The organism is Rhizobium sp. PDO1-076, assembly GCF_000247475.1.
GTDB lineage: Bacteria > Pseudomonadota > Alphaproteobacteria > Rhizobiales > Rhizobiaceae > Allorhizobium.
In genome coordinates, this window is sequence record NZ_AHZC01000264.1 from 1 (window position 1) to 1,598 (window position 1,598).

Below are 1,598 nucleotides of genomic sequence, written 5' to 3' on the forward strand. Positions count from 1 at the left end.
TTGCCAGCATCGACGGCACCATGCCCCCGACCATGGCAAGAGTGGTCATGATGATCGGGCGAACACGCTCCTTGCAGGCCTCGACCATCGCCTCATACCGCGAATGGCCATGGGCTTCAATCTCGACGGCGAAATCGACCAGCATGATCGAGTTCTTGGTCACAATGCCCATTAACATCAAGATCCCGATGACAACTGGGAGCGAGATTGCCGTACCAGTCAGAAACAGTGCTGCCGCGACTCCCCCGACCGATAATGGAAGTGCCGCCAGAATGGTCACGGGCGTGAACACATTGCCGAACAGCAGGATAAGCACAATCAGCACAAGCATGAGCCGGCCCCCCATGGCAACAATGAAGTTGCTGAAGACGTCGCCCTGATTATCGGAATCTCCGGTCGCCTGGATTCGCACACCCTCAGGCATGGAACTCACGGTTTTCATTTCCATGAGGCGCTCCAGCCCTTGCCCCAGCGTGACACCTTCGGCCATGTCAGCACCGATTTTGATGTAGCGCTCCCGATCGAAGCGATCGATCGAAGAGACCGTCTCGTCGAAGCGGAAATCAACCAGACTGGAAAGCGGCACGCTATGACCGGCGGCTGTCGGCACCCCCAGCAACTCAAGGGCCGAAAGATCGTCGCGGCTCTGGCGTGCCAGTAGCAAACGGATCGGAATTTGACGGCCGCTTTCGATGAATGTCGGCAAATTGCTGTCGACATCGCCGATCGTTGAAATACGCAGTGTTTCCGCGATCATTGCAGTGGATACACCGAGGACTGCTGCCTTGTCGGCCTTGACCTCCATCTTCAATTCGGGCCGCATCGCGGCATTGTCCGTTGACGGATTGATGAATCCTTTCTCGGTTGCCATCTCGGCGACAATCGCGTCGGCGGCCTTCTGGGCCATGTCGCCATAGGTGCTCAATACAGCAAACGTTATGTCCCTGTCGCCACTTGCATTGAGAAACTGCAGACGTACATCGGGGGTTCGTACCAACATTGCCTCGATGGCCGCTTCCACCTGAAACGACGACTGCTCGCGGTCGGATTTGTGAAGCAGATCGATCGAAACTGCGGCCCGCCGAACGTCCAGTTCGCCTGATGGGCTTGTGCCACCTCGAACAAACACGCCCTCGACCTCTTTCAACTGGCGTATTTTCGTGGCGATCTCGTCGGTGACGGCACGTGTTTCGGCAAGCGTCGATCCCGACGGCAGTTCAACCGACAGAGCAAGACGACCCTTATCTTCTTCCGGCAAAAATGCAGTCGGAAGTGTCAGAAGAGCCATGATGGAGACTGCAAAGAATGTGACCGCAGCCGCTACGGTCGTCCATTTGTGGCGCAGCGTCAGCCTCAATGCCTTCTCGTATGCGCGCCCGGCAAAACCTTGCGGCTTTTCGAGAGGTGGGAGGCTTGACGTGATATAGGCGGACATGATCGGCGTGATCAGGCGGGCAACCAGAAGTGAGAAGAAAACAGAAATTGCGACGGTAAGACCAAATTCCTTGAAGTAGAGACCGATAACACCCTTCATCAAACCGACCGGCGCAAAGACGGCAATAATGGTTGCCGAGATCGCAATCACGACCAGACCGATC

1 protein-coding gene is annotated in these 1,598 nt (G+C 56.3%); it reads right to left on the bottom strand.

Annotated elements, in window-relative coordinates:
* Positions 1-1,598 (bottom strand): efflux RND transporter permease subunit (locus tag PDO_RS14585; protein WP_007603107.1); only part of this gene is annotated, 1,598 nt, incomplete at both ends.